This window comes from Pseudomonas sp. P116 (genome assembly GCF_020149425.1).
Lineage (GTDB): Bacteria > Pseudomonadota > Gammaproteobacteria > Pseudomonadales > Pseudomonadaceae > Aquipseudomonas > Aquipseudomonas anatoliensis.
Window position 1 is genome coordinate 97880 of record NZ_JACVHB010000008.1, and the last position, 25109, is coordinate 122988.

At 59.0% G+C, this 25109-nt stretch carries 20 protein-coding genes; 9 read left to right on the forward strand and 11 right to left on the reverse strand.

The features are described 5' to 3' along the window. Positions 1–83: 83 nt before the first annotated feature. The 5 genes from ICA15_RS24080 to ICA15_RS24100 form a co-directional block, all read right to left on the reverse strand. Positions 84–545 (reverse strand): GNAT family N-acetyltransferase, encoded by a 462-nt coding sequence (locus ICA15_RS24080; RefSeq protein ID WP_016773002.1) that lies wholly within the window; start codon positions 543–545, stop codon positions 84–86. 115 nt (positions 546–660) lie between these two features. Further along, entirely contained in the window at positions 661–1485 is an 825-nt protein-coding gene (gene eutC / locus ICA15_RS24085) for an ethanolamine ammonia-lyase subunit EutC (protein WP_210554842.1), read from the reverse strand. Between the two features lie 5 nt (positions 1486–1490). Then, a complete protein-coding gene (locus ICA15_RS24090; RefSeq protein ID WP_210554843.1) occupies positions 1491–2885 on the reverse strand; it encodes an ethanolamine ammonia-lyase subunit EutB in 1395 nt (464 codons plus the stop codon). Between the two features lie 53 nt (positions 2886–2938). Continuing rightward, positions 2939–4390 (reverse strand): ethanolamine permease, encoded by a 1452-nt coding sequence (gene eat, locus ICA15_RS24095; RefSeq protein ID WP_210554844.1) that lies wholly within the window; start codon positions 4388–4390, stop codon positions 2939–2941. A gap of 212 nt (positions 4391–4602) precedes the next feature. Continuing rightward, entirely contained in the window at positions 4603–6123 is a 1521-nt protein-coding gene (locus tag ICA15_RS24100) for an aldehyde dehydrogenase family protein (protein WP_042561269.1), read from the reverse strand. A 412-nt stretch (positions 6124–6535) separates the two neighbouring features. Here ICA15_RS24100 and ICA15_RS24105 point away from each other — a divergent pair, with 412 nt between their 5' ends. The 4 genes from ICA15_RS24105 (at position 6536) to ICA15_RS24120 (ending at position 11051) form a co-directional block, all read left to right on the forward strand. Continuing rightward, complete coding sequence (locus ICA15_RS24105) at positions 6536–8452, forward strand: sigma-54-dependent Fis family transcriptional regulator (protein ID WP_210554845.1); 1917 nt, start codon at positions 6536–6538, stop codon at positions 8450–8452. Positions 8453–8780: 328 nt separating this feature from the next. Beyond that, complete coding sequence (gene mpl, locus ICA15_RS24110) at positions 8781–10130, forward strand: UDP-N-acetylmuramate:L-alanyl-gamma-D-glutamyl-meso-diaminopimelate ligase (protein ID WP_042561268.1); 1350 nt, start codon at positions 8781–8783, stop codon at positions 10128–10130. Next, the gene (ubiX, locus tag ICA15_RS24115) at positions 10127–10774 is read left to right on the forward strand and encodes a flavin prenyltransferase UbiX (protein ID WP_210554846.1); all 648 of its coding nucleotides are present in this window, start codon (positions 10127–10129) and stop codon (positions 10772–10774) included. Before mpl ends, ubiX begins: the two co-directional genes overlap by 4 nt. Beyond that, the gene (locus ICA15_RS24120) at positions 10767–11051 is read left to right on the forward strand and encodes a YceK/YidQ family lipoprotein (protein WP_210554847.1); all 285 of its coding nucleotides are present in this window, start codon (positions 10767–10769) and stop codon (positions 11049–11051) included. Before ubiX ends, ICA15_RS24120 begins: the two co-directional genes overlap by 8 nt. A gap of 208 nt (positions 11052–11259) precedes the next feature. On the opposite strand, the gene ICA15_RS24125 is transcribed toward ICA15_RS24120, so the two are convergent. From ICA15_RS24125 to ICA15_RS24135, 3 genes are all read right to left on the reverse strand, one after another. Next, positions 11260–11901 carry an oxidoreductase gene (locus ICA15_RS24125; RefSeq protein ID WP_150602103.1) on the reverse strand — a complete coding sequence of 214 codons (642 nt, stop codon included), beginning with the start codon at positions 11899–11901 and terminating at the stop codon, positions 11260–11262. 27 nt (positions 11902–11928) lie between these two features. Next, positions 11929–13656, reverse strand: a complete 1728-nt coding sequence (locus ICA15_RS24130) for a C13 family peptidase (RefSeq protein ID WP_150602104.1) — start codon at positions 13654–13656, stop codon at positions 11929–11931. 110 nt (positions 13657–13766) lie between these two features. Beyond that, positions 13767–14222, reverse strand: a complete 456-nt coding sequence (locus ICA15_RS24135) for a MaoC family dehydratase (protein WP_150602105.1) — start codon at positions 14220–14222, stop codon at positions 13767–13769. 180 nt (positions 14223–14402) lie between these two features. Between ICA15_RS24135 and ICA15_RS24140 the strand changes: the two genes are divergently transcribed. The 5 genes from ICA15_RS24140 to ICA15_RS24160 all read left to right on the forward strand — a co-directional run bounded on the left by ICA15_RS24140 (position 14403) and on the right by ICA15_RS24160 (position 17080). Next, positions 14403–14765: a CidA/LrgA family protein gene (locus tag ICA15_RS24140; RefSeq protein WP_150602106.1), complete on the forward strand. Its 363-nt coding sequence runs from the start codon at positions 14403–14405 to the stop codon at positions 14763–14765. Then, positions 14765–15481 carry an LrgB family protein gene (locus ICA15_RS24145; RefSeq protein WP_210554848.1) on the forward strand — a complete coding sequence of 239 codons (717 nt, stop codon included), beginning with the start codon at positions 14765–14767 and terminating at the stop codon, positions 15479–15481. The genes ICA15_RS24140 and ICA15_RS24145 overlap by 1 nt, the downstream gene beginning before the upstream one ends. Positions 15482–15491: 10 nt before the next feature. Next, on the forward strand, positions 15492–16082 hold the full coding sequence (locus ICA15_RS24150; protein ID WP_150617296.1) for an LON peptidase substrate-binding domain-containing protein: 591 nt from the start codon (positions 15492–15494) through the stop codon (positions 16080–16082). Between the two features lie 114 nt (positions 16083–16196). Further along, the gene (locus tag ICA15_RS24155; RefSeq protein WP_150602109.1) at positions 16197–16427 is read left to right on the forward strand and encodes a hypothetical protein; all 231 of its coding nucleotides are present in this window, start codon (positions 16197–16199) and stop codon (positions 16425–16427) included. Positions 16428–16501: 74 nt separating this feature from the next. Further along, positions 16502–17080 (forward strand): hypothetical protein, encoded by a 579-nt coding sequence (locus tag ICA15_RS24160; protein ID WP_210554849.1) that lies wholly within the window; start codon positions 16502–16504, stop codon positions 17078–17080. Between the two features lie 55 nt (positions 17081–17135). Here ICA15_RS24160 and ICA15_RS24165 read toward each other — a convergent pair whose 3' ends face one another. From ICA15_RS24165 to ICA15_RS24175, 3 genes are all read right to left on the reverse strand, one after another. Then, positions 17136–19109 carry a hypothetical protein gene (locus ICA15_RS24165; RefSeq protein ID WP_210554850.1) on the reverse strand — a complete coding sequence of 658 codons (1974 nt, stop codon included), beginning with the start codon at positions 19107–19109 and terminating at the stop codon, positions 17136–17138. A gap of 118 nt (positions 19110–19227) precedes the next feature. Further along, positions 19228–22710, reverse strand: coding sequence for a calcium-binding protein (locus ICA15_RS24170; RefSeq protein WP_210554851.1), 3483 nt, complete (start codon positions 22708–22710; stop codon positions 19228–19230). Positions 22711–22820: 110 nt separating this feature from the next. Next, complete coding sequence (locus tag ICA15_RS24175; RefSeq protein ID WP_210554852.1) at positions 22821–24833, reverse strand: hypothetical protein; 2013 nt, start codon at positions 24831–24833, stop codon at positions 22821–22823. Between the last annotated feature and the right edge of the window lie 276 nt (positions 24834–25109).

The following is a 25109-nucleotide window of genomic DNA, read 5'->3' on the forward strand; positions in this document are numbered from 1 at the left end:
GAATTGTCAGGGAAACAGCGCATATCGGGAGTTGGGAAAAGATCGTCCGGGCGCGCCCCGAACCTTCGGACGATCTTTTGACTTCAGAGTTCGTCGCTGATCGGCAGCACGTAGTTCTTGAACTCGGTGTCTTCCTTGAAGCCAATCGATTCGTAGGTTTTCTGCGCCACTTCGTTGTTGGCACTGGTGGAGACGCGCATGCGCACGGCCTGGGTTTCCTTGGCCATTTTCTTCGCGGTACGGATCAGGTTATCGGCGACCAGTTGTCGGCGGGCGTCTTCGGCGACGTAGATGTCGTTGAGGATCCACACGCGTTTGAGCGACAGCGAGGAGAAGCTCGGATACAGCTGACAGAAGCCCATCAGCTTTTTGTCGTCATCATCGGCCAGGGCCAGATAGATCACCGACTCTTTGCGGCGCAGGCGTTTTTCGAGAAACGCGCGGGAGGAATCCGGGTAAGGCAGGGAGCCGTAGAACTCGCGATATTTGACGAACAACGGAGTCAACAAATCCAGATGTTCGAGGGTCGCTTGAATAATCCGCATGATAGGTCTCGTCTTCAAGTGGCTGTCTTCAACTGCTCTGACGGCGATGGGAAACCCTGGCGGCCGTGCGTCGATCCTGCCTTAAACCAGCGCAGAAACGCAATGCGGAAACGGTTCAGGTTTGGGGCGGATGGAGTAGGAAGTTTCCTTTCATATCCGCACCTGCGTCCGACTCCAGCGTCTGAACCTGTGCTTCGTCCTTCAGATTGACCCCCGACAGCTGTCGCCGGCAGGCTTCGCGCATCAGGTACAGCAAGCGATGGGCCGCCATGCCGTAGCTCAGGCCTTCAAGCCGCACGTTGGAAATGCAATTGCGATAAGCATCGGTCAATCCGATTTTTGGATTGTAGGTGAAATATAAACCGAGGCTGTCCGGGGAGCTGAGGCCCGGGCGTTCGCCGATCAGCATGACGACCATTTTTGCGCCGAGCAGTTGACCGATCTCATCACCGACGGCAACGCGACCCTGTTCCACCAGAACGACGGGCGCAATCGACCAGCCGTCGCCGCCCATTTGCTCTTCCAGCCGGAGCAGAAACGGCTGGGTATGGCGATGCACCGCCAGCGCCGATAGACCGTCAGCCACGACAATCGCCAGATCGACGCCGCCCGGATGGGCCGCTGCGTAATCACGCAAGGCCTGCGCTGACTCATCGCTGAGCTTGCGACCCAGGTCCGGGCGTTGCAGGTAGCTGTTGCGGTCCACCGCTGCGCTGTGCAAAAGCAGGCTTTCGCGCCCACGCTCACTCAGTTGCGCACTGAGCCCGGCATGATCGAACGGCAGATGCACCGCATCCCGCGCTTGAGCGTGAGCGTACTGGAAATCCAGTTGCGCGCTGGTCGGCAGGCTGGTCCCGGTGCGGCCGAGGGCGATTCGCGCCGGGGTCAGGCGACGCAGTTCCAGCCATGGGTTTTGTGGGTCGACAGGCGGTTTATCCATCAGGCTCATCCCAGTTGCGCCAAGGCCTGGCGGAAGGCCGGTGGCAGGTTGTTGCCGAAGCGGACCTTGCCGTCCGCCTGGGTGAAGATGCCCATGTTCGCCAGCCACTGTTCAAATTCCGGCGCCGGTTTCAGGCCCAGGGTCTGGCGTGCGTAGAGCGCGTCGTGGAACGAGGTGGTCTGGTAGTTGAGCATGATGTCGTCGGAGCCGGGGATGCCCATGATGAAGTTGATCCCCGCCACACCGAGCAGGGTCAGCAGGGTGTCCATGTCGTCCTGATCGGCTTCGGCGTGGTTGGTGTAGCAGATGTCGCAACCCATCGGCACACCGAGCAACTTGCCGCAGAAGTGGTCTTCGAGGCCGGCGCGGATGATCTGTTTGCCGTTGTAGAGGTATTCCGGGCCGATAAATCCTACGACGGTGTTCACCAAAAACGGCTTGAAATGTCGCGCCACGGCGTAGGCTCTTGTCTCGCAGGTCTGTTGATCGACACCGTGATGGGCGTTGGACGACAAGGCGCTGCCTTGCCCTGTTTCAAAATACATCAGGTTTTGCCCGAGGGTGCCGCGGTTCAGGCTCAACCCGGCGTCGTAGCCTTCCTGCAACACATTGAGGTTGATGCCGAAACTGGCATTGGCTGCCTCGGTGCCGGCGATCGACTGGAACACCAGATCCAGTGGCACGCCACGGTTGATCGCCTCGATCGAGGTGGTGACGTGGGTCAGCACGCAGGCCTGGGTCGGGATGTCGTAGCGCTGGATGATCGCGTCGAGCATTTCCAGCATCGCGCAAATGGAGGCGATGCTGTCGGTGGCCGGGTTGATGCCGATCATCGCGTCGCCATTGCCGTACAGCAGGCCGTCGAGAATGCTCGCGGCGATGCCGGAGGGCTCGTCGGTGGGGTGATTCGGTTGCAAGCGAGTCGACAGGCGCCCGCGCAAGCCGAGGGTGCCGCGAAACTTTGTGACCACGCGGATCTTCTGCGCCACCAGCACCAGATCCTGCACGCGCATGATCTTCGACACGGCGGCAACCATTTCCGGGGTCAGGCCGGGGGCGAGGGCGCGCAGGCTGGTTTCATCGGCGGCGTCGCTGAGCAGCCAGTCGCGAAAACCGCCGACGGTGAGGTGGCTGACCACGGCGAAGGCCGGTTTGTCGTGAGTGTCGATGATCAGCCGGGTGACTTCATCGGCTTCGTAGGGGATCAGCGCTTCCTGCAGGAAATGCGTCAGTGGAATGTCGGCCAGTGCCATTTGCGCGGCCACGCGCTCGCCGTCGTTGAGTGCGGCAACACCCGCGAGAAAGTCCCCGGAACGCGCCGGGCTGGCCTTGGCCATGACGTCCTTGAGGCTGTCGAAGCGGTAGGTCTGGGCGCCGACCGTGTGAGCGAAACTCGCCATACAGAATTCTCCGTGACGGCGCAGGTATGCCCCTGCGCCGTGGTTTTCGGCAGTCAGTGCAGGGCTTTTTCAGCGTTCTGAATCGCCGCGAATTCTTCTTCCGGCGTACCTGCTACCAAGTGATGTCGACTGTAGAAAGCAAAGTAAGCAATTAACACTCCATAGATGATAGCGGCACCGATCACCACCCGTGGATCGACGAGGAAACCCGCGATCACGGCGATGCAAGCCAGCACCAGCGCCACACCGGAGGTGAAAATGCCGCCGGGCGTGCGGTACGGCCGATCCATTTTGGGGCGGCGGATGCGCAGCGTGATGTGCGCCGCCATCATCAGTACGTAGGAAATGGTCGCGCCGAACACCGCCACCAGAATCAGCAGGTCGCCCTGGCCGGTCAGCGACAGACCAAAACCGATGATCCCTGGAATGATCAGGGCCAGCACTGGCGCCTTGCTTTTGTTGGTCTGGGAGAGTTTTCGCGGCAGGTAGCCTGCGCGCGACAAGGCGAAAATCTGCCGCGAGTAGGCATAGATGATCGAGAAGAAGCTGGCGATCAGCCCGGCCAGACCCACGAGATTGACGAAACTGCCCATCCAGGTCGAGCCACCATAGGCTTTGCTCAGCGCTTCAACCAGCGGGTTGCCCGACGTCAGCAGCGAGTTGGCACCCGCGCCACCAGGCCCGACGATCAGGATCAGCAGGGCAAAGGCCAGCAGCACCAGCATGGCGCCGATGAGTCCGCGTGGCAGGTCACGTTTAGGGTTTTTGGTTTCTTCGGCGGCCAGTGGCACGCCCTCAACGGCGAGGAAAAACCAGATTGCGTAGGGAATCGCCGCCCAGACGCCGACATAGCCGAACGGCAGGAAAGGGCTGGCGCCGGCAGCGCTGGTCACCGGAATGTCGAGCAGGTTGGCGACGTCGAAGTGCGGCACCATCGCCACCAGAAATACGCCAAGCGCCAGCGCTGCGACGGCAGTGATGACGAACATCAACTTCAGCGCTTCGCCGACCCCGAAGATGTGGATGGCGATGAAGATGACGTAGAACGTCAGATAAATCATCCAGCCGCCAATGCCGAACAGTGACTCGCAATAGGCGCCGATGAACACGGCAATTGCGGCGGGTGCGATGGCGTATTCGATGAGGATCGCGGTACCGGTCAGGAAGCCGCCCCACGGGCCGAACGCGCTGCGGGCAAAGCCGTAGCCGCCACCGGCGGTGGGAATCATCGAGGACAGTTCGGCCAGGGAAAAGCACATGCACAGATACATGGTGGCCATCAGCAAGGTCGCCAGGAACATGCCGCCCCAGCCGCCCTGCGCCAAGCCGAAGTTCCAGCCGGCATAGTCGCCTGAAATCACATATGCGACGCCAAGCCCCACCAGCAGAACCCAGCCGGCGGCGCCTTTTTTCAATTCGCGTTGTTGGAAGTAGTCCGGGCCGACTTTTTCAAAGTCGACGGAAGAGCCGTTCGCCGGAGCGCCAGCAGGGGATTCGCCAGGCATAGGGTTCACCATTTTTATTGTTGTATTGGCCCGGCTGTTCCGTCAGGAACTATCGGGTTGAATGGCACGCAGCTTTCGCGAGCAAGCTCGCTCCCACAGATTTCCGTGGTTAGCTCAACATTGAGATCTAATACAGATCCCTGTGGGAGCGAGCTTGCTCGCGAAAAGGGGACGAGAGGGCGACACAGAAATATCTGTGTCGCCCAAGGGCTTTAGAAGAAACCCAGCGGATTGATGTCGTAGCTCACCAGCAGGTTTTTCGTCTGCTGATAGTGATCGAGCATCATTTTGTGGGTTTCACGACCAACGCCGGACTTCTTGTACCCGCCGAACGCGGCATGCGCCGGGTACAGGTGGTAGCAGTTGGTCCACACACGACCGGCCTTGATCGCCCGGCCCATGCGGTAGGCGCGGTTGATGTCGCGGGTCCACAGGCCGGCGCCGAGGCCGAACTCGGTGTCGTTGGCGATGGCCAGGGCTTCGGCTTCGTCCTTGAACGTGGTGATGCTCACCACCGGGCCGAAGATTTCTTCCTGGAACACGCGCATCTTGTTGGTGCCTTTGAGCAGGGTCGGCTGGATGTAATAGCCGGTCGACAGATTGCCCTCGAGTTTTTCCACTTTGCCGCCGGTCAGCAGCTCCGCGCCTTCGCCCTTGGCGATTTCCAGGTAGGACAGGATCTTGTCGAATTGCTGCTCGGACGCCTGGGCGCCAACCATGGTGTCGGTGTCCAGCGGATCGCCACGTTTGATTTGCAGGACTTTCTTCATCACCACGGCCATGAACTCGTCGTAGATCGATTCCTGAACCAGTGCGCGAGAAGGGCAGGTGCACACTTCGCCCTGGTTGAAGAACGCCAGCACCAGACCTTCGGCGGCTTTTTCGATAAAGGTCGGCTCGGCCTGCATGATGTCTTCGAAGAAGATGTTCGGCGATTTGCCGCCCAGTTCCACGGTGGATGGGATGATGTTTTCGGCGGCGCATTTCATGATGTGCGAGCCAACCGGTGTCGAGCCGGTAAAGGCAATCTTGGCGATGCGTTTGCTGGTCGCCAGCGCTTCGCCGGCTTCTTTGCCGAAGCCTTGCACGACGTTCAGCACGCCCGGCGGCAGCAGGTCGCCGATCAGTTCGACCAGCACGGAAATACCCAGCGGAGTCTGCTCGGCAGGCTTGAGCACCACGCAGTTACCCGCCGCCAGCGCTGGCGCGAGTTTCCACGCGGCCATCAGGATCGGGAAGTTCCACGGAATGATCTGGCCGACCACGCCCAGTGGTTCATGGATGTGATAAGCCACGGTGTTGCCGTCGATTTCGGCAGCGCTGCCTTCCTGGGCGCGGATGCAACCGGCGTAGTAACGGAAGTGGTCGGCGGCTAGCGGGATGTCGGCGTTAAGGGTTTCGCGGATGGCTTTGCCGTTGTCCCAGGTTTCGGTGATCGCCAGCAGTTCGAGGTTCTGTTCGATACGGTCGGCGATTTTCAGCAGGACCAGCGAACGCGCCTGCACCGAGGTTGCACCCCAGGCGTCAGCGGCGGCGTGGGCGGCGTCCAGTGCCTTGTCGATGTCTTCGGCAGTGGAGCGGGGGAATTCGGCAATCGGTTGGCCATTGACTGGCGAGGTGTTGGTGAAGTACTGACCTTTGACAGGCGCGACGAACTCGCCGCCGATGTAGTTACCGTACTTGCTCTTGAACGAGACTTTGGCGCCTTCAGTACCGGGGTGAGCGTAACGCATGATGATGTTCTCCTTGGCTTTGTACTTATTAGAGAAACGCGCAAGTGCGCTTGCTATAAGCGTAGAGCAAAGGTCGGGCCACTGCCGTGCAGGTCAGGTAAATCAAGGCGTTGCGAGGTTTATGTCGGACGGGCGGATTACCACTGTTATGGTTTCGGTACAGATGGGAGGACAGTTTGTACCGCTTTTGGCACAGCCCGTGACCGGGCAGTCTGGCCAGCATTGCAATGGTGCAGCGGCAGGAGGATGCTCTGGGCATCATCGGTTTGATGGTCCCTACCGAAACCTGTAGGAGCTGCCGAAGGCTGCGATCTTTTGATTCTGCTTTTTTGCAGATCAAGATCAAAAGATCGCAGCCTTCTGCAGCTCCTACATGGGGAACGAGTCGACCTTTCGGGGAGAACAATAAGAAATGCACGACAACCATTTGAATCGCCATGCCCAACAGGTTCTTACCGCCACCCAAGGCAAACCGCACCTGCACGGGCCCGGAGCCGATCCGTCGATTGCCCGCTCATGGCTGCGCTGTCTTGAGGATTACCACCTCGACCCTGCCCTGAGCATGGCGCCTACCGTGCTCGAGCACGGGCGCGTTCTTGAAAGCCGAGAACGTCTGCAACAGGTGTTGCAGATTGCCGGCAATGAAATGAGCAGCCTGCATCAGCAACTCTCCGGCGCCGGACACGCGGTGCTGCTGACCGATGCCCGTGGGGTGATCCTCAACTGCGTCACCGCGCCGGCCGAACGGAAGATTTTTGAGCGTGCCGGCCTGTGGCTGGGCGCCGACTGGAGCGAAGCCTGTGAAGGCACCAATGGCATCGGCACCTGCCTGGTCGAGCGCCAGGCGCTGACCATTCATCAGGATGAACATTTCCGCGGGCGCCACACTGGCCTGACCTGCTCGGCGAGCCCGGTGTTCGATCCGCACGGCGAATTGCTGGCGGTACTTGATGTGTCCTCGGCACGTCACGACGTCTCGCGCCAAAGCCAGTTCCACACCATGGCACTGGTCAATCTGTCGGCGAAGATGATCGAGAGCTGCTACTTCCTGCGCTGTTTCGACAATCAATGGTTGCTGCGCTTTCATTTGCAGGCCGAGTCCGTCGGGCTGTTCAGCGAAGGGCTGCTGGCGTTTGATGGAGAAGGGCGGATCAGCGCAGTCAACCAGAGCGCGCTGAACCTGCTCGGGCATATTCGCGGCGGCTTGCTCGGTAAACCGGTCGAGGCGTTTTTCGATTGTTCGCTGGATGAATTGCTCGGTCGTGCGAGTGCCAATGCCAGCGCCAGTTGGCCGTTACGCACCCGCGATGGGCGAAATCTGTTTGCCGTGTTACGCGGCGAGTCGCGCAAAACGATGCCGATCACGCCCGCGCCGGTCGTGGCGCAGGCTCCGCGTCTGTCGGGTATTTGCCTTGGCGACGCGGCGTTGCAGGCCGATTTTCGCAAAGCCCTGCGGGTGTTCGAACGTGATGTGCCGCTGTTGATCAATGGTGAAACGGGCTCCGGCAAAGAGGCTTTTGCCAAGGCTGTGCATCAGGCCAGTCAGCGCTCGAGCAAAGCCTTCGTAGCGCTCAATTGCGCGGCGATTCCCGAGAGCCTGATCGAAAGTGAGCTGTTCGGTTATCGCGGTGGCAGCTTCACTGGCGCACGCAAGGACGGTATGCGCGGCAAACTTCAGCAGGCCGATGGCGGCACATTGTTCCTTGATGAAATCGGCGACATGCCACTGGCCTTGCAGACCCGTCTCTTGCGGGTGCTTGAGGACCGGCAAGTGGTGCCGATCGGCGGTGAGCCGGAAGCGGTCAACGTGCGGATCATCAGTGCGACTCACCGCAATCTTCTGGAGCGAGTGGAGAACGGCAGTTTTCGCGAGGATCTGTATTACCGGCTCAACGGCCTGGAAGTGGCGTTGCCGGCGTTGCGGGAGCGCAGTGATAAATCGCAGTTGCTGGATTTTTTGCTGGCCGAAGAGGCGGGCGGGGATGTGGTGGTGATTGATGAGCCGGCGCGTCAGGCGTTGCTGGCGTTCAACTGGCCGGGGAATGTGCGGCAGTTGCGCAATGTCCTGCGCACGCTGGCGGCGTTGTGTGATGAGGGGCGGATCGGGCTGGAGGATTTGCCGGCGATGATCCGGCAGGTGCGGCCGGCGGTAGAGTTGGAGGTTATGCAATCCGATCATCCGCTGGAGGATGCCGAGCGCTTGGCCTTGCTCAATACTTTGGAGCAGACCCGTTGGCACATGACCCAAACCGCGCTGCAGCTCGGCGTCAGCCGTAACACCCTTTATAGAAAGCTGCGCAAACATGGGATTGAGCGGTGTGTCAGTTAGAAGGCCCTACAACCCTAACCCTCTCCCAGAGGGAGAGGGGACTGAACGAGTTGTTCTGACGAACTACGCCGACCTGACAGATCCAGTCGAACTCAGGGCTGAATATGCCCCTGCGCGGTCGAATCAATAATCCACTCAGTCGTTCAGGTCGACGTATAGCAAAAGACACCTCGGTCAGCCCCCTCTCCCTCCGGGAGAGGGCTGGGGTGAGGGTAGCAATCCTGAGCCATACCGAAATGTTGCGCCCAACCAATCCCGCCCCATCACCTAAAGAGTGCGATTTCCCCCTCCCTACGCTAACCTGCGGCCATGTTTTACGAGGTCGACTATGCACATTCATATTCTGGGTATCTGCGGGACTTTCATGGGCTCGATGGCGGTTCTGGCCAAAGAGCTGGGCCATCACGTGACCGGCTCCGACGCCAACGTCTATCCGCCGATGAGCACGCAGCTCGAGGCCCAAGGCATTCAGCTGACGCAGGGCTACGATCCGGCCCAGCTCGATCCGGCACCGGATCTGGTGGTGATCGGTAACGCCATGTCGCGCGGCAATCCGGCGGTGGAATATGTGCTGAACAAAGGCCTGCCGTACGTCTCTGGCCCGCAGTGGCTGGCTGATCACGTGCTGCAAGGTCGCTGGGTACTGGCTGTTGCCGGTACTCACGGCAAAACCACCACCAGCAGCATGCTCGCCTGGGTGCTGGAACATGCCGGCATGAGCCCGGGTTTCCTGATCGGTGGTGTGCCGCAGAACTTCTCGGTGTCCGCACGTCTGGGCGGTACGCCGTTTTTCGTGATCGAGGCCGACGAGTATGACAGCGCCTTCTTCGACAAGCGTTCGAAGTTCGTGCACTACCGCCCGCGCACCGCGATTCTCAACAACCTTGAGTTCGATCACGCGGACATCTTCCCCGATCTGCCGGCCATCGAGCGGCAATTCCACCATTTAGTGCGCACCATTCCGAGCGAAGGCCTGGTCATCCATCCGACCACCGAGCCTGCCTTGCAGCGGGTAATCGAGATGGGGTGCTGGACCCCGGTGCAAACCACCGGTGCTGGCGGTCAGTGGCAGGTCAAACTGCTCAGCGAAGACGGCTCGGCCTTTGAAGTGATGTTCGAAGGTGTGTCCCAAGGCACGGTCGAGTGGGAATTGACTGGCCAGCACAACGTTGCCAACGCCTTGGCTGCACTGGCGGCTGCGCGTCATGTTGGCGTGGTGCCATCGATGGGCATCGCCGGGTTGAGCGCGTTCAAGAACGTCAAACGCCGAATGGAGAAAGTCGCTGAAGTGCGCGGCATCACCATCTACGACGACTTCGCCCATCACCCGACTGCGATCGCCACCACGCTTGACGGTCTGCGCAAGCGCATCGGTGATGCACCGTTGATCGCGATCATCGAGCCACGCTCCAACTCGATGAAGCTCGGCGCGCACCGTGACGGTTTGCCGGACAGCGTGAACGATGCCGATCAGGTGATCTGGTACGCCCCGGCCAACCTTGGCTGGGATCTGGCCGCCACCGCTGCGCTGTGCAAAGTGCCGTCGATTGTCAGCGATACGCTGGAAGGCATCATCGAACGCGTGAAAAGCCAGGCTCAGCCCGGCACTCACGTGGTGATCATGAGCAACGGCGGTTTCGGCGGTCTGCACGGCAAACTCGCCGAGGCGCTGCAATGAACACTTTTTCGCAGAACGGCGGCCCGGAACGCATCACGCTGGCGATGACCGGTGCTTCGGGCGCGCAGTACGGTTTGCGCCTGCTCGATTGTCTGGTGCGGGAAGATCGCGAGGTGCACTTCCTCATCTCCAAAGCCGCGCAACTGGTGATGGCCACCGAGACCGACGTCTCGCTGCCGCCCAAGCCGCAGATGATGCAGGCGTTCCTCACCGAATACACCGGGGCTGCCGCCGGGCAGATCCGCGTGTACGGCAAGGAAGACTGGATGTCACCGGTGGCCTCGGGCTCCGGTGCGCCAGCGGCGATGGTGGTCGTGCCGTGCTCGACCGGGACGCTGTCGGCCATCGCCACGGGGGCCTGCAACAACCTGATCGAACGCGCTGCAGACGTCACTTTGAAGGAACGTCGCCAGTTGATTCTGGTGCCGCGCGAGGCGCCGTATTCGAGCATTCATCTGGAGCACATGCTCAAGCTGTCGAACATGGGCGTGACGATTATGCCGGCCTCACCCGGTTTCTATCACCAGCCGCAGACCATCGATGACCTGATCGATTTCGTCGTCGCGCGGATTCTCAATCTGCTGGGCATTCCCCAGGACATGCTGCCGCGTTGGGGCGAGCATCATCTGAGCAGCGATGAATAAGCTGCTGGTGATGGTGCTGGCGCTGCAACTGACCGGGTGCGCCACCGCGCGGACGCTGGATGCGGCGAAACCGGGGGCGCCGGTGGTGTATTCCGGGACGCGGCTGGATTTGTATGCGTTGAATGGCGGGTGTTGTGCGATGGATCGGTTCGGTGCTGAGGCGCCGAGTTATCCGGGGGTGGATCTGCCGGGGAGTGCTTTGCTCGATACGCTGTTGTTGCCGTTGTCATTGCTGACGGTGATAGGCGTGAGTTTTCAGGCGACTGGCGGGTTGTAAAGATCAAAAGATCGCAGCCTTCGGCAGCTCCTACAGGGTGAAATGAAGATCCATGCAGGAGCTGCCGAAGGCTGCGATCTTTTGATCCCGGGAGTGCTGCGCACTCCATCGCCAGCAGGCTGGCTCCCACATTGGTCTCCAGCCGACACAAAACTCATGAGCAACACGCAGACCTGTGGGAGCTAGCCTGCTGGCGATAGCGTCCGCACTACTTGCCCAATTTCCTCAGATCATCCGACTCAATCACCCGCACCCCATCCTGCTCTTCCAGCGCCAACCGCCACATCGCCCGGGCCAGTTGGCACGCTTCGATCCCGCGGTATTTACCCGGAATCAACTTCGAAAACGGCGCAGCAAGCTGTTCGCCCAAGCGTGGCTCTGATCGTTCACCAAGCAACAGCGACGGCCGGCAAATGGTCAGTTGCGGCCAGTCTTGCGCGCGCAATGCCTGCTCCATTTCCCCTTTGACCCGATTGTAGAAAACCGAGGATTTCGGATCGGCGCCGATGGCGCTGATCACGATCAGATGCCGCGCGCCCATCTCCCGCGCGCGCTTGGCAAACGCCACCACCATGTCCAGGTCGACTGCGCGAAACGCAGCTTCCGAGCCGGCCTGCTTGATGGTGGTGCCAAGGCAGCAATAGGCAATGTCGACGCGACCGCTGAGCTGCGGCAGAAATGCCTGTGGGTCGCCGACCGGGTTTTCCAGGTGCGGATGCTCGGCCAGTGGCCGACGGGAAGGGGCGAGGACGCGAGAAATCGTTGGCTCGTTGAGCAAACGGTCGAGTAGATGTTCACCGGTCAAACCGGTGGCTCCGGCAAGCAATACGTGCTGAGGCGTCAAGTACATAATGTCTCTCCCTTGATACTGTTCAGCTTAGTTGCTCTTTGTCGCTCCGTCGTTCAACGCAGCACTTTGCAAAGCTTTTCGCGCTTGCTGTTTACGCAGTTGCTGCCAGTGCGACAGCACGGTTTTCGGTGCCCAGATCTGCGGCTCCGAGGCTTCGAAATTGTCCGCCAGTTCACGCTCGGCGACGGTGGCCTTGGCCAGTTTGAAGGCTTGCTCCAGATCATCGGTCTGGTTCAGTGCCTGGGCGAACAGCGCATCGCCGAAGTAGGTGAAGTTGGCTTCTTCGGAGCACCCGAAGGACACGCGGTCAGCGCGCGAGGCGGTCATGATCAGCGTGCGTTCGTCTTTCAGCGCCGGGATGAAGCCGCCGGAATAACACGCGGAAATCACGATGATCTTGTCGCGGTTTTTCAGTGGCGCGAGCACGGCGGCGAGTTCGTCGGCGGGCAGGTCGGCCAGTTCCATGCGCGGCTGGTCGAGCACCAGTTCGTGTTCGGCGGTGCCGTGGCTGGTCAGGTAGATGAACAGCAAATCTTCCGGGCCGCTGCGTTCGGCCAGGGTCAGTGCAGCGCGGCGCAGGTTCTCGCGCGTGGCCATCGGCCGGTCGCCGAGGTGGTCGCGGTGGTTGACCAGACGGATCTGGCCATGCGCGCCGAAACGCGTATTGAGCATGTTGGCGACATAGTCGGATTCGCGCAGGAACACGCTCTGCTTGCCGTCGCCGCCGAGGGTCAGGGTGTACAGCTCCACCGCAGGCGTCGAGGGCGGAATCGCCGCCAATGCCTCATCAAGCAAACGGCCCTGAGCGAGCAAGCCGAGTTCGAGGGTGTCGGGCAGCAACTTGCCATCGGCGTCGCGCACGCGCTGGCCGTTGATCCAGGTGCCGCTCATTACGCTACCATCAGTCAGCACCAGTGTGCCGCGTCCGGCGTAACTGTCGTTGTCGAATCCGCCAATATAAAAGCTGCCATCGGACAGGTTCAAGCGACCCTGACCGCTGAAGCGCCAGTCGCTGAACGAACCGATGTAATGGCTGCCGTCAGCACCGATCAGTTCGCCCTTGCCGGTCAGCGCGCCTTCCTTGAACTGGCCCAGCCAGACGTCGCCGTCAGCGTTTTCGTAGCGGCCCTTGCCGTGCAGTTGGTTGTTCTTGAAGCCACCGACGTAGATGTCGCCGTCAGCACTGTTGAACGTACCGTTGCCTTCAAGCTGACCGTTGACGAAATGACCGGTGAACGAGTTGCCGCTGGAATCACCGCGCTGGCCTTCGCCATTGGGTTTGCCGTGGGCGAACTGGCCTTGATAGGAGCTGCCGTCATCCATTTCGAGACGGCCGAGCCCGGAATATTGATCAGCCTTGAATTCGCCACGGTAGGTCATGGCGTTTTCTTTCAATGTGCCTTCGCCGTCACGCCGGCCCTGTTTGAAGCCGCCGGTGTAACTGCTGGCATTGGTGGTCAGGCTGCCCTGACCGTCGAACAAACCCTGCTGGAACTGGCCGCGATAAATCTCGCCATTGCTGCCATGCCATTCGCCCTGCCCATGCCACTGCCCTTTGTCGAACTGCCCGGCGTACCAACTGCCGTTGGGATAGTCGACACGTCCCTGACCTTGCAGCAAGCCATCGACCAACTCGCCGCGATAGCGTCCGCCGTCCGGCAGGCGCGCATCCGGGGGCAACAGCGATTCGCCATCGCCGCAAGCGGCAAGCAACAGGGTCAAGGCAAGGGGTGCAAGACAAGCGAGTGAGCGCATAGCGGGATCCGGGCAATTAGGCGACCGAGTATGCCGCAGCTATGTGACCTTATACAGCCGCTGAAGGGGAGCGGATGCGAAACAGCGTGCGCCGGTTCGCATCCCGGCGCTTAAACGAAGCAGAGCGACAGCGGTTCAGCGATGTAGGCCGGTTTGTCCGAGCCTTCTATCTCAAGTGTTGCGGTGGCTTTGAGCAGCCACTGACCAGGTTTCTTCTCGGTCACTTCAACCATGTCGACCTTGAGTCGGACTTTCGAATTGACCTTCACGGGCTGGATGAAACGCACACTGTCCAGGCCGTAGTTGACGACCATCTTCACACCTTCGGGCAGGATCAGGATGTCTTCCATCAATTTGGGCATTAGTGACAACGACAGGAAACCGTGGGCAATGGTGCTGCCAAAAGGCGTTTGCGCGGCTTTGATCGGGTCGACATGAATGAACTGATAATCACCGGTGGCTTCGGCGAACAGGTTGATGCGTTCCTGATCGATGGTGAGCCATTCGGAACGTCCGAGTTCCTTGCCGACATAATCTTTGAGCTCTGCAACTGGAACATAGGGCATTGAGACTCTCCTTGGGTTCATCTGTTTTATAGTTTTTCAGGTGGGGGATTTGACCGCCCTGCGAACCACTGTAGATCATCATGGCAATTTGCTCAGGTCAACCGACCATGCTTTTGGCGAATGCCGATCCATAGCGCAGGCGTGCTTATAATGCCGGGCGCTTTTTGTTGGAGATGTCAGATGTTGTTACGTGGCCTGACCCTGCTGGTGCTGTTCCAATTGCTCGGCACGGCACTTAATCATTTACTTTTGCCGGTGCTGCCGGGGCCGATCATCGGTCTGCTGCTGTTGCTGGTGTTCCTGATTATTCGCGGTGAAGTCGGCGAGCCGCTGAATCTGGCGGCCGGCAGCCTGCTGCGTTATCTGCCGTTATTGCTGGTGCCGCCGGCAGTGGGCGTAATGGTTTACGCCTCGGCGATTGCTGCAGATTTCTGGGCGATTGTGGGCGCGTTGGTGGTGTCGCTGATTCTGTCGATGGCCTTTGCCGGTGTGCTGATGCAGCGCTTGGTCAAGCGTCACGCGCCGCCGTCGGAGGAGTCCTGATGTTCTTCGATTGGCACGGCGCCTGGACGTCGGTGATTCACCATCCACTGTTCGGCATCGGTATCACCCTCGGTGCCTATCAACTGGTGCTGGCGGCGTTCGAGAAAACCAAGTGGATCTTTCTGCAACCGGTGCTGGTCTCCATGCTGTTGGTGATCGGCGTGTTGGTCGGCTGCGGCCTGACGTACGCCGAGTATCGCAAGAGCACCGAGATCCTCAGCATTCTGCTCGGGCCGGCGACGGTGGCGCTGGCGGTGCCGCTGTATCTGAATCTGCGGCGCATTCGCCAATTGTTCTGGCCGATTTTTACTACGCTGGTGATAGGCGGGGTGGTCGCCACGGGCATGGGCGTCTTGCTGGGATGGTGGTTCGGCGCTGATCACATGATCCTGATGACCATGGCGCCGAAATCGGTGACCTCGCCGATTGCCATGCTGGTGGCCGAGCAGATCGGTGGCGTCGCGGCGCTGGCGGCGGTGTTCGTGCTGATCACCGGGGTCATCGGCGCGATCTTCGGCCCGACACTGTTGACCCGCCTCGGGGTGCACAGCCCCGAAGCACGCGGTATGGCGCTGGGCATGACCGCGCATGCCGTCGGCACGGCGGTGGCGATGCAGGAAAGTGATGAGACCGGTGCCTTCGCGGCGTTGGCGATGAGTCTGATGGGCGTGGCCACGGCGGTGTTCCTGCCGTTGGCGGTGTCGATGGTGGTGTAAGGAAATGTCTATGAGTCTGGCGCTTTTTCCGTTGAACACAGTGCTGTTTCCCGGCTGCAACCTCGACTTGCAGATCTTCGAGGCGCGCTACCTGGACATGATTGGCCGCTGCATGAAGCAGGGCGGTGGCTTTGGCGTGGTGTGCATTCTTGAAGGCCATGAAGTCGGCGTCGCCCCCGCAGGTTATGCGCTGGTGGGCTGTGAAGCGCGGATCACCGATTTCCAGCAGCAGGACAACGGCCTGCTGGGCATTCGCGTGCAAGGCGGGCGGCGCTTCCATGTATTGCGCACCGAAGTGCAGCGCGACCAGCTGATCCTCGCCGACGTCGAGTGGCTGGACGACGAACCCGAGCAACCGTTGCAGGACGAAGACGCCGATCTGGTGGCGCTGCTCAAGGCGCTGGCCGAGCACCCGATGGTCGAAGCGTTGAACATGGGCACCGAAGCCGCTGGTCAGCAGTCATTGGCCAATCAGTTGGCCTACCTGTTGCCGTTCGCCGAAGAGGACAAGATCGACTTGCTGCAACTCGACGATCCCCAGCAGCGCCTCGATGCCATTCAGGCCTTGCTCGATGAGTTGCAGGGTGAGTTATTTGCGTAGTTGTTATTTGAATTAAATACTGGCACTTGCCAGCATTGTCGTGAAGCGTTCTTTGACTTAACTTCAAGTTGCCCGCAGGACGCGGGTGACTTGAATGATAATAAGGAATAAATCATGACTGTTTACGAAGATGAATGGGGCTTCTGGGACGACATTGCCGGTAAATATATTCTCAAGAATGCCGGGATGGATCATAACGCCAAATATATTGTTGATGCCGCTGCGACTTACTCCGACATGATGGTGCTCGCACGGCGCAAACGTAAAGCCGCCAAAATTCCTGCTGGCGATATCCCCCGAGTGACCGCGACCGCCGAATCTGTGGTTGCAGCCCCAATGGCCTGAATTATTTTGTGATGTGCGCCACGGTCTGCCGTGCAAAGTTTATTGACGGCGGGCGCCCGCACAGAGGTGGTTACATGTCTACGAATAAAAAAGAAAACAAGTCCTTTACCGCAAATCTATATGTCGATGGTCTGCCGGTGGTGCTCAATCTGCAACGTTTGCGCCTGCGCCTGCGCGATCCGCGCATCACCCGGCGTGAAAAGCTGGACGTGGAGGCGGCACTGGCGGACAACCGCGAGACCAGCTTTCTCACTCTCGCCGATCACGAAGACGACAAGCCATTGTTGCTGACCTTTACGCCCCACGGTGACAGCTTCGCGATCACTATTGCATTGCGCGGTGTTCACGACGGTGCGCGGCTGGTCATTGAAAGTTCCACGCGCAATGTGCTGGCGGGTCAGGAAGAGCGCGGCGAGTTGTTTTCGATCAGCAAGGCGGGTTTGCTACGTGCAGTGTCCAGCGATCTTGAGCCTGGGCCGCTTTATATCGGAATTGAAAGCGAATCAAACAAGAAGCCGTTGTATCGAAGTACAGCCGATAGAATGAATATCTTTAAAAGCGTTGATCCCAATATCACGGGGCATAATGCTTTTAATAATAAACCGGTGACCTTTGTACTCAAGATCATTGATCAACTTCCCCTCGTCGCATGATAAGACGCGCTATTCATCGCGGTGATGAATAGCGCGTTTTCAAGGGTTTACTGCATCAAGGGCGGTAGTGCTCGGGAACAGGCCAAATGATGTCGTTGGCGAAAGTTTCCGTACCCTTCGGCAAGTCCAGAATAACTCCGCCTGAGCTGGCGACTTTCTCTATCAGATCGTCGTAGGGAGAAGGGTGACGAGAGACAGTTCCATCCCACGTTGCTTGCTCGATAGCCTCAGCATTCTCTCCGGCTGCTCGAAAGATATCCTCAACCCGCGCAGCCCGGCGTTTGTCCGAGTGCACCAGCCAGATTCTCTCGGCGCTGATTCCTCGTGAGGGCATTGATATCTGGCCTTCCATTGGGTCTGCCCAAAAAGTCAAGTTGCTCAGATGCGCGTTTTCCGCTTGGGGGACCACCTCGATGCCACGGGTGTCGATGACATAAAGAAAGCTCAGGTCCTGGTTGCGCCGGCGCAATGGATAGTCACGCGAATAATCCATTTCAAACGAATTATCAGATTCGTTCCCTGTACCGTAGCGCCCTCCATCCGACGAATCGCTGTCGGAGCTGGCATGTCCCGGATACCGATTGGCCTGGCTGTTGTACCGCCGAGGTTGGGAATAGTATTCGAAGTCCGTGTAATTGGAGGCGTCGTCGAGACCGAATGTCGTGCTAAAAGGTAGTTTGGTCGTCGACTCGGGGCCGTTGCCCTTCAGTCTGAACAGGCGTTTGTCGCGCGCCAGTTCAAAGGGCGTGCGCAGATCGGCGCGGAACATGCCGGGGATGTCGGTTCGGTATAACAGTCCGCGCATATTTCGCTTATAGCCGGCGTGCATCAGATAGCTTTCCAGAAACTCGCTTTCGTAACGCAGCTCAGCATCGGGTAGCTTGTTCTCCAGATACTGGCCTTCATTTCGCAACCTGAGAATATACGGGTCCAGCTCTGCGGCAATCTGGCTGAGACGCTGATCGTCATTACTCTGCGTCAGTTGCTTGTGTTGCTCGGCCCATTCCGGAAACACACCGTGTTCCATGTCCTTTCGCAGTCTGCTCTGTTGGGCGATGGTCAAATTGTAGGAGCGCAGGATATCTGCGTGTTCGTCCGGGGATTTGTGCGGATGAGACCAGCGCAAGGAATGGATCAGGTACTGGTAGGTGTCCGGGTCTTCGAAGCGGGTTGCCCAAGTGGGCGGGCGTCCCTGAGCTTCTGCCTCGCTGCGGAAAACCAAAGCCTCTGACTCCCGCAAGCGGTACGCACTCCAGATATCGCCATCGGTCCAATGCGCAAGCTTCAATGGCACTGACGGATCTCCCCGGGCCTCAAGTGGGTCGACCCGGACCAGTTTGGAGTGGGCATCCTTGAGGGCGAAACCGATGTCTCTGTTTGTCACCTGGTATTCGATATGGTCGAAGGGTGCACTGTGCTTACGAGTGAGTTGTTCGTGGACGGCATAGTAGCCTTGGGCATCGACAGTATTAGACGTGGTATACACGCGATCCATGCTGTTTTCGTAGTACGCGATCGGCTTTTGCGAACTCCAGGTGTTGGTGTCGGCAATGCGATATAGCGGGGGGGCGGAAGGGGCCCGCTCTGTGGGCAATTTCGCCCGATAGGCTTTCATTGCATCGTGGAACACTACCATCACCGTTTCGATGCCGGTTTGGGCATCATCGCTGGCAACGTCGGCGAAGAATCTGCCTTTGTACGAACGCAGTCCGTCGGCATCGTGCAAGGACAACTTGCTCGAGGGCGTCTGAACGTAGGGCCGCAGCGGTGATTGGCCTACTACCGGGCGCGTCGTGGCGGAAGCGTCCATGGGCGTGACTGACACACTGGCTTTGCCGTGCGAGGTGCCTGGTGTGAGGTTGTCGCTCGTCACGCCTGATGAAATTTCAGCAGCGTCGGCCCGGACGCGGCCGGGCAGGGTGAAGTCCAGATCGCTTCGTCCATCGTCGGGCGAATGTGGTCGAGAGGTCGAAGGGCCGGGGGTAGCGGGCTCCGGTGAGAGCCGAGGGTTTTTAGGCTTGTTACGCATAAGTTGTGTCCTTTCGGTTTTGTGTGAATCAGCCGGTCCGTTGGCTGAATGAAACAGGTTCGGGATGCAGGTAAACGTCATCCCGAACTGTTCTGGTGCTCGTTCTGCTCAATTGCGGTCAGGTGGCCTTACTGGGCTTTATGGTCAGGTTTTCAGTTGCGATGCGTAGGGTCGGGTTCGTGTCGACACCCCAATAATCCTGCGCTGAGTGGTAATGCACGGTGCCATTGATCGCAGGTGTGACGTCCAGGTGTTTGACCACGACGGTGGTGGACAACTCGTTACGATCGCGGTGGGCGCGGATATCTGCCAGCAGTTCAGCCAGGTTCGCGTAACCCCGGGCATCGATGACGGTCAGCTGCAGCAGGTCGAACAACAGTTCGACGGCGTAGATGTTACCGGCAGACGTCGCCACGCTGATGGATTCCACCGGGCCTTCGTGTTCCATATTCGGCAGTAGCATCGTGACGCTGCCGATGTACAGATTTTTCGCGTCCAGGCGGATGTCGTTGCGGGTGACCTTTTCGTGCATTTTTGTCGTGAATATCGTCCATGTCGAGGCATTGGACGTTTGCGCAATAGCGCCCGGCGTTACAAGGCTGAACGTGCTGTTGCTGATGGGATAGACATCGTAAGTCGAGGCCTGGCCATGAAGGACGTAAGTGCCATTGTGCGGCAGAGCAGGGAAATTGATTTCATGGGGAGTGGCCTTCAACAAGAACGGCTTGAGCAGCCCCGGTCTTACGAACTTGTACTTGCCGTGCCTGAGTTTCAGGCACTCGCGAGCGGTAAGGGTTTTGGCGCCTGGGGTGTCGGCGTCCTCGCGGTAAGGCACGCGAGGTGCCGCGACGTTGTATGAGGTTCCATCGCGCATGATCAGGACAACCGGGTGCCTGACTTGCACGATGGTGGTCTTGATGCCGTTGATACCGGTTGAGCCGCGTGGATCGCTTGTGGCTTTTATGACGCCGGTGAAGTTAAGCGTTTTCGATGGCAGAAAAATCCAGAGGTTGATCTGTTCGTAGCGCAGATAGCGCACGCCGGCGTCATTGCGCGTGACCGTCACGTCGTAGCTGACCCTGACGTCATGGATCTCCCATGCGTCGTAATCCAGATAAAGGGTTTTCGCGGCGGCAGGGCTGTTGGCGGGGGCGAAAAAGTTGATCCGCTGGCCGGAGCGGGGAGCGAAATGGTGCACGGCCGGGTGCGTGAAAATGGCCGCGGAATCACTGTTGGCTATGTATGGCGCGGGAGGTGCATCACCGATGACGATCACTCTGCACTCGAAGTCGTGATCAGCGGGGTCATTGAGTTCCAGCGGCAAGAGGGCTTCCAGCTCATAACGATCCTGGGTTTTGAACAGCAACCGGCTATTTTTCAGCACGCGCTTGCTGTCGACTTGCTGATACACCGCTTCAATCGTCAGCTCATGATCGAGATCTTCGCCGTCTGGTCCATGCAATGAAGTGATCACCATCGAGGTGCCGATGATCTGCCAGCGCTGAATCCGCTCCAGCGCCCAGGTGAACTCGATGACACTGACTTCCTCACCGTCGTCGATTATCACCGGTCGGGTAGACGTAGCCGGGATGATGTAGCGATCCATTCCGGATCCACCGTCAACCCGGCAATCCGCGCCGCGAATGGCGATCACATCGTTTCCGCTGCCCGCCATGACCTGGTCGCTGCCATTGGCCGAGATTTGATTGTCGCCGTCGCTGCCAGTGATTCGGTTCGAGCCATTGCGCAGGGTCAAAACGTTTTCCACGGATTTGACCTGTGCGACGTCAACCGGATCGACCGTGGCATCGTGGCTGCGCAGGGCAACTTTGCCGGTCTGCAGATTCACGTCGTAACCCACGTAGCGGGTATCGCCGGGAGGGCGGGCGCCTTCGAAGGTCAGTGTGTCACTTCCTTCACCGCCGTCGATCATGCTCAGCGTCGCCGGTGGCGTACCTCGGTCGAGCTCACTGGCGGCCGATTCAAAGTAGAAGGTATCGTCCTTGTCGCCACCGGTCAGAAGCTTGGTACCTTTCTTGTAAGTGAAGAGGTTGGGTCTGGCCTTGACGCCTGTGACCTGATCATCACCCGCGCCCAGGTTCCACAACACGGCCTTGTCCGCGTCGGCGGTGCCGGTGACCACGCCCTGAAGGTCAGCGGGCAGCCCGTCGCGAGCGTCGATGATGTCGTTGCCCTCGACAACGATGGTTTCCTTGTCCATTTTGTATGGCTTCTCGCCTTTCGCCGCGTCCCATTGGTAGCGCCAGACTTTCACCGGTTCTAGCTCGACGTTGAAGCTGCCGTTGACCACATGTGCCACGTAATGCTTGTAGGCGCCATCGAGCAATGCCTGGGCCGAGGTCTGCAGCAGCCTGTTGTAGTCGGCGGTGTATTTGGAGATTTTGAAGCGATCCATGACGTCTTCGTCGAGCTCCTGCCGGGTAAAGGCAAACCAGCCGGAGCGCAGACGCTCAAGGGCGGTCAGCTCGATGTAGTCATCGATGTCGTCGACGACCCTTGCCGCCCGATAGATTTCGGAGCCAAGGATCAGCACGGCAGCAGCCACGAGCCCGGCCGGGCCGGCGACGCTGCCAAAACCTGCCAGAGCGGCGATGCCCAAGGTAATGCTGACGGTCGCACCGGCCACGGCCGTAGCGCCGGCGACGTAATGGTCCTGCTGTTCCTTGCCGGTGGTGGTGGCCGCTGCGTTGAACGATTTGACGGCGCTGATGATGTCGAACGGCAAGGTGATTGCGCTGGCGAACAGGCCGGCGCCGCGGGACAGGAATTTACCGGCAGAGGTGGCGGGAAAGCGGTTGAATACCATGCCACCGCTTCTGAGCATCTTTTCACCCGTAATGCTCAAGCCGCGCTCGATAATCAACGATTCGACTTCAGCCACAACGGAACCACCGTTGAATGCTGCCTCGCCCCAGTCGCGAACCTTGACGGCGTCCACTATCCCCATGAGCCCGCTGTAGATTCCGTAAGCTTGCAGGCCAACGCCGGCGCCGCTGGTGAGGTAGCTTTTGCTCCTGTTGATCCAGCCCGGCAAGTGGTCGAGTGAATCGACGCGGTGGATATCGATCTGCTGCGCCGCACGGGTCAGTTTGTCCAGGCGTTCCATCGAACTGCCGGGAGTGATCGGATCCGCGCTGACCATCAGCGGCGGTGCCTCTACCGAACGCAAGGTGGCGATCTCGAACATCAGGGTGCCGACGAGGCTGGCGTCGGCTATCTCGGCTGAGGCCATGCGGGCCAGGACTTTGGCCGGGTGGAAGCTCATGGAATCGAGAAACGCCTGGTCAGCCACCTTGATATTGACGTTCTGCGGGCTGACATTTTGCCCGCCGATCCTGGCGCCCATGGCTTCCAGCTCAACCCGGGAAATCGTGAATTTGCCAAGGGTTAGCGGGCCATGGCGCTTGTCGAGGGATTCGAGCGTGGGCGGGTTGGATTTATCGACTTTGCCCGGCGTTACCACTGCAGCGCTGGGGGGCTCGATTCGGGGTGCATGGCTGTTGGCCGAACTGGTAATAGGCGTTACTTGAAGGTGGCGGTAAGCGAGTAGTTCAATAGCGGGCTGGATAAGTTTTGACACGGTTTCAATCCTTGAAAAATACGCCGGTTTCCGTACCGGTGGATGAACAAAAAAGTAATCAATCGTATTGCGTGGCGCGTATCAACTAGTGTGTCAGTTGACGTTTTGATTCAAGGCCAATGGATGTCATCGCCCCACTCGGTTTTGTTGCCGGACAGTGAAAGTATCGGCCGTCCCGCTGCCTCGGCTTCATCGATCAGTCGATCGTATTCAAGCTGGGTGGCATGCCCCGCATGCGTTTTTCGCTCGATGTATCCGGCGCTATCGCCGGCCATATCTGCAATGTCCTGAACTGCTGCGCCTTTTGTCAGTGACGAGTTCAGCAACCAGATCCGGTCGCTGTCCAGACCCGAGCGGGTTACTGAAATCAAACCTTCAAAGTCATCGTCGGGAAACCTGGCACCGGTGTCCTGTGCCGACCAGTTGAACAAGCGGTTTTCCTGGTTTGGCACGACTTCAAGGGTTCGCGTATCCAGCGCGTAGATGAACATTTCAGACTGTCGTTCGCGAACCGTTTCATAGTTGCGCTCTTTATCGAGGGAGACCGGATTATCTGCATCCGACCAGTCGGAAGATGCGCTACTGTCACTGTCGCTTGAGTGGTTGTCCGAGTCTGTTACAGCGGCGCTTTTGCCGGGATATTTGTTCTTTTGAGTGTTGTACAGCAGGTATTCCGGATCCGGAGCGCTGCCATACATCAGGGCCTCATTGAGGCTGAAGGTTGCGCTCAGCGGTTTGTGGGTGGTGCCTCCTCGCTGGTGGTGATAACGAGGGAGCATCGCATCGTCGTTCGCGAGTTCGAACGGAGTGCGATCATCACCTCTGAACAACGCGGGCACGTCAGTGCGGTACAGGCAGTTGTTGAGGTTGCGCCGATAACCCATTTTCATTAGAAGCGCTTCGCGAAACGCGCGGGTCATGCATGTTTCCGGGTCGTACCAGTGATACCCGTTGCCACGTTTGAGACTCAATTCATTGATCAAAGCCTCACTCCATTTCGTCAGGCTCTGGGGATCGCTCAGGTCTTCGCTTCGCTGTTTGTGCGCGAGCACCCATTGCGGAATGCTCAGATCTGTTTTCAAGTGCAACTGCAATTGAAGCAACTGGCTCGGCAACAAGTTGTAGGATTGCAACTGTGCCGCGCGTGCCTTCGCGTCGAGGGTTGGACTCAGCCAGCGAAAGGCATTGCGCAGCAGGTCGGTCGTGGCGTTGCGCGCTACATCGGCTTCGACCCATTGCGGCGGCTTGCCGAGTGTCTGCGCTTCGCTGCGAAAGTGTCTGATTTCCTCGCCGTGAATGCCGTACAGCTCCCAGATTTCCATGTCGGTCCAGCGTTGCAGATGAGTGGGCTGTGCGCCGAATCCGCCCTGCGGTGCATCCACCAGAATCCAGTCGCCACCGCTTGCCTTGAATGCAAATGTTGTCGGGTGTTGATCCCATGTATTCCTGGGCGAGAGTTCGAAATAACCTTGAGCGTCGGGAGATCGTCTGGAGGCGTCGTAAAGAAATTGCCGAACCCTGGTCCCGCTCCCGGAACCGCGTGGTCGTTTGGGCGCAAGGCCAGGCTGAACGTCATCCGTCGCGGCCGGGCGCTTGGGTGGCGAAACCTGTGCCAGCGCTTCGGCGGCCGGTGTGGCGAGGCGCCAGGTTGGGCGTTCGGCATTTTTCAGCAGATGCGGCCCGGAAGCTACTCGTTCAGTCAGCAGTTTCGCCTGACAGGTGCCCAGGGTTTCATCGAACTGGACATGTGCAGTCAACACTGCGCCGTCATGTTCGATGTCGACGAATCGGCGCCCGACAATGAAGCGGAAACCGTCCGCATTGGCGGCTTGCAGGCCCCGCAGGAATTCAGTGGACAGGCCGTACCGGCTGATCGAGTTGTCTGTCCTTGCATTGGCAATTCTGCTGCCAGGTATTTCTCTGACGACTATGTCGGGTTGGCGTAATGCATGGCTGTGGACGTGCGCCGCCGTGAAGTGATCTGGCTCATTGGAGATGTTCGCTGTAAATGGCCATCTTGAGGTGGATGGCGAGAGCAACTGGGCATCTATGGACGGTCGAGCGGCGGGGTTGGCAATGTCCGTTGTGGATGCTGACGGCTTTCTGGGTATTTTCGGGCTCATTGAATATTCCGTGGGGACTAAACTTGTTTAAAGTTTTTATAGTGTCCGAGGCGGGGGTGATGTTTTTGTATTAACTATGGGTGTAATACAAGTTTGTATTGGTTGAATGCACTGAAGTTAAAGTTTCAGGCGGATTTGCTCGCCCAATCTAAATGAAATCGTCGGGGTTGGAAGGTGTGTGAGGGGATATATTCAGTTGGATATGTAACTTGAAATTGATTGTGGGTGATGCGAGGCGGTGTGGGTTAAGTTGTGCAGGAAAACAGGTAAGTTTAA